This window comes from bacterium, assembly GCA_035281585.1.
GTDB lineage: Bacteria > UBA10199 > UBA10199 > DSSB01 > DSSB01 > DATEDP01.
Window position 1 is genome coordinate 1 of record DATEDP010000080.1, and the last position, 7,084, is coordinate 7,084.

The window sequence follows — 7,084 nt, forward strand, 5'->3', positions numbered from 1 at the left end:
GGGGCCCGCGAAAACCTTCGAGCTCTCCTGTCCCGACCTGCCGGCGCCGCTCCATCTGGCTTGGGGCCTGCTGCGCTATCGGGGGCTGAGCTTCCGCGACAAGCGGGGCATGGCCCGGCTGATGAGCTTGGCCAAGAAGAGCGCCGGCGCCGCCGCGCTGGACGCCCAATCGATCGAGGAGCTGCTTCGCCAGACCGGCCAAACCGAAGCGGCCATCCGCAAATTCTGGGAGCCTTTGGCCTTGGCGACGGTCAACGAACGGCTGGACTTGGCCAGCGCCCGGCTTTTCGTCGAGGTGCTGCGCCGGGCTTTGCTCTCGAGCAAGGCCGATTCGCGGTTGGTCCTCTCCAAGGTCGGCTTGAGCGAGCTCTACGCCAATCCGGCCCAGCGTTTCTTCGAAGAGGCCGGGGTGCCGATCCATTTCAATACCCAGGTTTTAGCGATTCGCCGCGAAGGAGCTCGCTTTCGAGTCGAAACCAATCGGGGAGCGGGGCTAAAGCCCCTTGCTACCGGTTCAGAAACTGTAGCAAGGGGCTTTAGCCCCGCCGAATCCAAAGAAAGCTATTTAACCGACAAGATCCTCTTCGCGGTCCCACCCAACGCCGCCGCCAAGATCCTGCGCGAGAGCGGGGACGCGCTGCCGGCCCTGCTCGCCGAGCTCCACCGCTTCGGCAGCGCGCCGATCGTCTCGATCAATCTTTGGTACGAGAATTTCCGGCCGCGCCACCGGATGCTGGGCCTGGTCGACAGCCCGATCCATTGGGTCTTCGACAAGGCCAAGATCCTGACCGGCGAAAATCCGCAACACGTGACCCTGGTGGTCAGCGGCGCCCACGCGCTGGCCGGCGAGAGCAAGGAAAACCTGCTGGCCCTAGCCGGGCGCGAGCTGCAAAAATTCTATCCCGAGCTCGAGGGCCGGAGCCCCCGGCACGGCCAAGTGGTGAAAGAGCTCGAAGCCACCTTCAGCGCCCGCAAGGGCCTCGGCTCCTACCGCCCCGGTCCGCGCAGCGCCGATCCCGGAATTTTCCTCGCCGGAGACTGGACGGACACCGGCTTGCCCGCTACGATCGAGGGCGCGGTTTTGAGCGGCCACAAGGCCGCGGCCGCGATTTTGGAGAGCTGAGTGTCCGCTTCAAATGCCAAAATCGCCTTCTTCGACGTCGATAAGACGCTCTGCGACTGCTACAGCGGCTATCACACCACGCTGGAGCTGATGCGCCGCCGCATCATCAAGAAGCGCCGAATCCTGCAGGCCATCTTCTACAACGCCATCGGCCGGATCTACGTCAACGCCGACGTCAAGCGGATGTACGAGATCGCCATCTCCGACATGGCCGGCACCCACATCGACGACATCTTGCGGATCGGCAAGGACGCCTTCGACAAATACGTCAAGCCGACGATGTACATCGAGGCGCTGGCGGAAATCGAAATGCTGCGCCGCGAAGGCTTCCTGATCGCGCTCCTTTCCTCGGCGCCGGCGATGATGGTCAAGAACATCGAGCTCTTCCTGAAAGCCGACGCCTCCTTCAGCAACGGCCCCGAGATCGTCGACGGCATCCTCCAGAAAAAATTCCGCGAGCCGCTCTGCTACAAGGAAGGCAAGGTCCAAGTCGCCAAGGAATTCGCCGACTCCCAAGGGGTGGGCTTCGCCGACTGCCGCTTCTATTCCGACTCGATTTCCGATTTGCCCCTGCTCTCGCAGGTCGGCCATCCCTGGGTGGTCAATCCCGACTCCAAGCTGCGCCGCGAAGCCGAGCGCCGAAATTGGCCGATCCTCCATTTCAAGGAGACGATCGGTCGCAAGGGGCTTTAGCCCCGCCGCTTGCGCCGCGGCGCGTCAAATCGATTCATTGCGGAAATACCCGATTTCGTTCATTATTCGGCCGCAAGGAGCGCACCAAAGCATGCCGCCACCCTATCGCGTGATCGCCCTCGGGGACTCGCTCACCTATGGGTATCCCTTCGGGAAGAATCTTTCCTGGGTGGAGTACACCGCCAAGGAGCTGCACACGCCCATCCTCAATCAGGGGATCAACGGCAACACCTTGCGCGACATGCTCCGGCGGGTGACGATCGACGTCCTCGATCTGAAGCCCGAATTCTGCATCGTTTTCGGCGGCGCCAATGACGTCTATCAAGGCGTCGATCTCGAGCTGATGCAATCCAACCTTCTCAAGCTGCTCGAGCTCCTCGACGAGCACGAGATCCGGCCTATTTTGGCGCTGCCGCCGCCGCTCGAGGACGAGGTCTACGAGAAGATCCTCGGCAAATTTCGCCGCTGGCTGAAGGCCCGGGCCAAAGAGCAAAAGATTCCGGTGATCGACTTCCATGCCGCTTTCATCGACCCCAAGAAGAAGAAGCCGACCGCGGCTTTCTATGAAGACGGCATCCACCCTTCCTCCAAAGGCTACCAAGCCATGGCCAAGGCGGCGGTGAAGGTGCTGCAGCCGGCTCTCGCCAAATCCGCGTAGTAGCAAGGGGCTTTAGCCCCGCTCCTCCTTGGCAAAGACGGGGCTAAAGCCCCTTGCTACAAAGCTTCCGGTCATTTACAAGCTTCAACCTGCTATGGCCAAAAAGAAATCCAAGCGCAGCCCGAAGAAGAAATCGACGCAGTGGTGGCAGTGGCTGGCCATCGCCGCCGGCGCCTTTCTGCTCTATCAGGGCATCGAGCATTTTCTTTACCCGCCGAAGGAGAGCGGCTCGAAGAAAAGCGTCAGCCTCAAGACCAAGGATCGAAAAAAAGAAAGGGCCAAGGACAAGGAGCGCGAAAAAGAGAAGCCGGCCCCAAGCCCCGTCGGCGCCGCCAGGCCTTCACCGACTCCGACGCCCCATGCCTCGCCAACTCCGCCCGCCGCGACCGGCGGCCCGGTGGCCAAGTGGGATTTCAGCTCGGCCGCCCGCTTCCTCCCGCCCGAAGCCTATCCCGACAACTACACCGCCCTGGCGCTCGAGGGGAGTTCGGGCTTGCTGGCCTATGCCAAAACGATCCCCGGCAAGAAACCGGGCCCCCAAGGCCTGACCAACACTCAGCCCGGCCTTCGGGCCCTGCTCTGGAACGGCAAGGCGTATGACGCCAAGGAGCTCGATTTCAACGCGGTGAAATCGGAGCTGGAGAATTTCAAGCTGGTCGGCCTGCCCCAACCCGAGCGCCGGCCTTGGATCGGCGGCGCCGCCAAGGTCTATCCGATGAAGCTTTTCTTCACCGACGAAACCCGCTTGGCCGTGGCCTATGCGGTGGTCGAGCCGAACGGACCGCGTTGGGCCACGGTGATCGACTCGAGCGGCAAGGCCAGCCCGGCGGTCTTCCTCCAAGGCACCACCGCCGCCGTGACCCGAAAGGTCCGGCGCGAGGAGAAAAACGGGAAATTCTACATCGTGAGCGAGCGCGGCTCCCTTGACCTCGACGCGCCCGAAGCGGGATACCGATGGAAGGTCGAGGCCTATGCTTGGAATGGGAAGGACTTTGTCTTCGACAAGGAGCTCTCGGCCCAGCTGACGAAGGAGAAGAAAGCGGAGTAGGTTTGACAGCCCCAGCCATTCAAATCGCGGGTCTCCATAAACGTTACGGCGAGCTGGCGGCCCTCCAAGGCGTGGACCTGGAAATCCCGGCCGGCCAATTCTTCGGCCTGCTCGGCCCCAACGGCGCCGGCAAGACCACGCTTATCAATTCTATTGTCGGCTTGGTCCGGCCCAGCGAAGGGGTCGCCCGGGTCTTCGGCCATTCGGTCAGCCAGGAGCCCCGAGCCGCCAAGCGCTTCATCGGCTTCTCGCCCCAGGAGATCAACACCGACCGCTTCTTCAGCCTGCGCCGGACCCTCGAGTTCCAAGGCGGATTCCACGGCCTGGCCCGCGACGAGGCCCGTGATCTCGCCGACCAGTTGCTCCGGCAATTCGGTTTAGCCGAGAAGGCCAAGCTCCAATTCTACAAGCTGAGCGGCGGCATGCAGAAACGGCTGATGATCGCCCGGGCCCTGATGAGTCGGCCGCGGCTGCTCATCCTCGACGAGCCCACCGCCGGCGTCGACGTCGAGCAGCGCCACGAGCTTTGGAAATACCTCCGCGACCTGAACAAGAACGGCACCACGATTCTCCTGACCACCCACTACATCGACGAGGCCCAGGAGCTCTGCGAGCGGATCGGCATCATCGACCACGGCCGGATCATCGAGCTCGGCAGTCCGAAGGAGCTGATCGAGAAATACTGCGATTCGGAGGTCGAGATCGCGGTCCAAGGCGAGATCCGGCCCGAGGAGTTCCTCGATCTACCCGGGGTGAGCGTCGGCGAAGGGAAGATTCGGGCCCGCACCAAAAAATTGGGCACCGCGGTCGAATCGCTGCTGCAGCGCCTCCTGGCCAAGCCCGGCCGCAAGGTCGAGGACATCAACGTGAAGAAAGGCGACTTGGAAGAGGTCTTCCTCAAGCTCACCGGCAAGACCATCGGCGAGGCCGAGAAAGCCGGCGAGCTCGCCAAGGGGGCCGCCGCTTGAAAAGCCGCCGCGCTTTCTTCACCCTGGTCCGCCGCGAGTGCTACCGCTTCGCCCGGCTCGCCGGCCAGACCATCGCACCGCCGGTCCTCACGACCTTGCTCTACGTCTTCATTTTCGGCTACTCGCTGGGCGCCCGGATCAAGCAAATCGGCGGCTTCGATTACGTCCTCTTCATCCTGCCGGGCCTGGCCTCGATGGGCGTGGTCAACAACGCCTACGCCAACACCTCGACCAGCCTCTTCATGGCCCGGATGGACCGTTCGCTCGAGAACATGATCGTCTGCCCGCTTTCGCCGCTGCAATTGGTCACCGCCTTCTCGATCGGCGGGTTGATGCGCGGCCTCTTGGTCGGTTTCCTGACCTTGGCGGTGGGCATGTTGACGGTGGGGCTTCAAATTCACCACTGGCCCCACACTTTTCTGGTGATCGCCCTGAGCTCGATCCTTTTTTCCAATTTGGGAATTCTCTCGGCGCTCTGGGCCGAGGGCTGGGACCAGATCGCGACCTTCACGACCTTCGTCATCACGCCCTTCATTTATCTGGGCGGCGTCTTTTATTCCATCCACATGCTGCCGGCCTTCTGGCAGAAGGTCAGCCTCTTCAACCCGATCTTCTACCTGGTCGACGCCACCCGCTACGCGGTGCTGGGACATTCCGACATTGCCTATTGGTATTCGCTGGCCTTCCTCGGCGGAACGGCGCTGCTCAGCTACCTGCTTTGCGTGTATTTGTTCCGCAAAGGCTACAAGCTGGTGCGCTAAATCAGAACGGCGGGTTCGGCGGGAAATCGGCCGGGAAGAGGACATCGGAATCGAGGGCTCCGCGAAGGAAGGCCTCGCCCGAAGTGTCGATCGCCAAGTCTTGGCAGATCTCGGCCTCGACTTCGGTGGCGGTGCTGATTCGGGCGCAGGTGGTGGGCAGGTTCAAGCTCTGCTCCTCATTCTCCAGCACCGCCGATCCGCTCCAAAAATCGGCGTCTTCCCGGAAGCGGCCGAGATAGAGCTGAAGCTCCCGGTTCTCCTCGGGACCGTCGACGCCGGCGGCCTGGAAGGCCTCGAAGCTCGACTTCACCGTCTTTTCCAAATAATCGGCGCCGCCCGGATCGGTCCGGAGCACCTGGGCGGCAAAGGTGTTGCTCCGGTTCGACAAGAGGACTTGGCCGCCGGGATCGGTGATGTCGTTGACCAGCGCGGCCTGGGTCGATTGGTTCAGCGGCGAAACCGGGTCCATGTGATCGTAAATCACGCCGATCAGGAATCGCTCCACGCTGAGACCCTCGGGGCTGCCCAAGGTGCTGTTCTCGATCGAGCCGACTCGGAATTGTCCCTTGCCCGGATTCTCCTCGTCGGCCGGCGTCGCCGGATCGTCCTTCACCGGCAGCCGGTCGAAGAAACCGGCCAGCATCCGGACAAAGCCCGGCTCCAATCCCTGCTCCATCCAAACCCGGAAACCGACCCGGCGCAAATCGCTGATCGGCGCTTGGGCCGGACAGGCCGCCAAATCGCAGCCAACCGGGCAGGTGCAGCCGGTGAAACCGTCCAAGGCGCCGTCGCCGTCGAAATCGTAGTCCGAAAAATCGAATTTGAAGGTCAGGGTGGCTCCATCCGATTCTTGGAAGGAGCCCTCGAAAAACCGGACCTGGGGTGAAACCGGAATTTCAATCTCGGTGAAGGGCGAAAGCAGTCCGGCCAAAACTTCCTCGTTGAGGACCCGAACGGTGTCGGGGCCGATCTGGATGATGGCGAGCAATTCTTGGGGACTTAAGGTTTGGGCCTTGAGAACCGAGCCCGCCGGCTCGCTGCTGATCTTGGAAACGTCGACCGAAACGTCTTGGGGGATGCTGACGACCGAGGGAATTTCGGCGAGGGGGGCCGGGACCGTGGCGGCGCCGCTGCAGGCCAGCAGCCCGGCCAGGATCAGGGCCGCTCCCCAACCCCGCAGAATCCTACCCCTTATCATCTTCCCCCCTTTGCCGATTGTCAGCGGGCCCTGGCCCTCTTACAATTTCCCTGGATTTTAAGCTGGGGGAAAAGGGTGGGACAAAGGGAAAAAACGAAGTTGGGCCTCGTTCTCCTCTTGGGGACCGCGGCATTCCCGCTGCTCTTGGCCGGAATCACTCAGGGTTCCGACGGAGCCCAGCTCTCGGGCGGTGGCTGCGGAAATCGCGCCGCGCCGGCTCAAAACGATGCCGACGCCGACGGTATCGAAGACTCCCTCGACAACTGCCCCTCCTCCTTCAATCCCAGCCAGACCGACAGCGACGCCAACGGAATCGGAGAAATCTGCGAGTCGGTGGAAGCCTTCGACGGCGTGATCGAATGTCCTTTTCCGGCCTGCGCCTCCAACGACGATTGCTTGGATTTCCTGGCCGAAAGCTGTCCCGAAGACAACATCGAGCTGAGCATGCTGGGAGCGACCCTTGATTGCTGCGATCAAGCCTGTGTCGTCATGCCCAACCCGGAAGAGGGAATTTGCCCGGCGGGCTCCTGCCCGGCTCCCTTCCTGCATTGCACCGGCGACGAGGAATGCCAGGATGCCGGCTTCGATGTCTGTTTCGAAGGCTGTTGCTTCGGTGGCGAGGAAGAGCCCGAACC

The 7,084-nt window shown here is 62.3% G+C and carries 8 protein-coding genes; 7 read left to right on the forward strand and 1 reads right to left on the reverse strand.

The window, feature by feature from the left end; genetic code table 11:
* From hpnE to VJR29_06385, 6 genes are all read left to right on the forward strand, one after another.
* A partial coding sequence (hpnE, locus tag VJR29_06360; protein HKY63022.1) for a hydroxysqualene dehydroxylase HpnE occupies window positions 1–1,123 on the forward strand: 1,123 nt, incomplete at its 5' end.
* On the forward strand, window positions 1,124–1,816 hold the full coding sequence (locus VJR29_06365) for an HAD-IB family hydrolase (GenBank protein ID HKY63023.1): 693 nt from the start codon (window positions 1,124–1,126) through the stop codon (window positions 1,814–1,816).
* Between the two features lie 91 nt (window positions 1,817–1,907).
* A complete protein-coding gene (locus VJR29_06370) occupies window positions 1,908–2,474 on the forward strand; it encodes a GDSL-type esterase/lipase family protein (GenBank protein ID HKY63024.1) in 567 nt (188 codons plus the stop codon).
* 94 nt (window positions 2,475–2,568) lie between these two features.
* Window positions 2,569–3,522: a hypothetical protein gene (locus tag VJR29_06375; GenBank protein ID HKY63025.1), complete on the forward strand. Its 954-nt coding sequence runs from the start codon at window positions 2,569–2,571 to the stop codon at window positions 3,520–3,522.
* A gap of 2 nt (window positions 3,523–3,524) precedes the next feature.
* Entirely contained in the window at window positions 3,525–4,490 is a 966-nt protein-coding gene (locus tag VJR29_06380; protein HKY63026.1) for an ABC transporter ATP-binding protein, read from the forward strand.
* Window positions 4,487–5,251 carry an ABC transporter permease gene (locus VJR29_06385; protein ID HKY63027.1) on the forward strand — a complete coding sequence of 255 codons (765 nt, stop codon included), beginning with the start codon at window positions 4,487–4,489 and terminating at the stop codon, window positions 5,249–5,251. Before VJR29_06380 ends, VJR29_06385 begins: the two co-directional genes overlap by 4 nt.
* Before the next feature lies 1 nt (window position 5,252).
* On the opposite strand, the gene VJR29_06390 is transcribed toward VJR29_06385, so the two are convergent.
* Complete coding sequence (locus VJR29_06390; GenBank protein ID HKY63028.1) at window positions 5,253–6,449, reverse strand: hypothetical protein; 1,197 nt, start codon at window positions 6,447–6,449, stop codon at window positions 5,253–5,255.
* A 99-nt stretch (window positions 6,450–6,548) separates the two neighbouring features.
* On the opposite strand from VJR29_06390, the gene VJR29_06395 reads away from it, so the two are divergent.
* The coding region (locus tag VJR29_06395; protein HKY63029.1) for a thrombospondin type 3 repeat-containing protein at window positions 6,549–7,084 on the forward strand (536 nt) is incomplete at its 3' end.

Excerpts from the sequence above, each read along its gene's own strand:
- VJR29_06370 (HKY63024.1), top strand. The coding sequence starts at position 1,908 with ATGCCGCCACCCTATCGCGTGATCGCCCTCGGGGACTCGCTCACCTAT.
- VJR29_06375 (HKY63025.1), top strand. The coding sequence starts at position 2,569 with ATGGCCAAAAAGAAATCCAAGCGCAGCCCGAAGAAGAAATCGACGCAG.
- VJR29_06390 (HKY63028.1), bottom strand. The coding sequence starts at position 6,449 with ATGATAAGGGGTAGGATTCTGCGGGGTTGGGGAGCGGCCCTGATCCTG.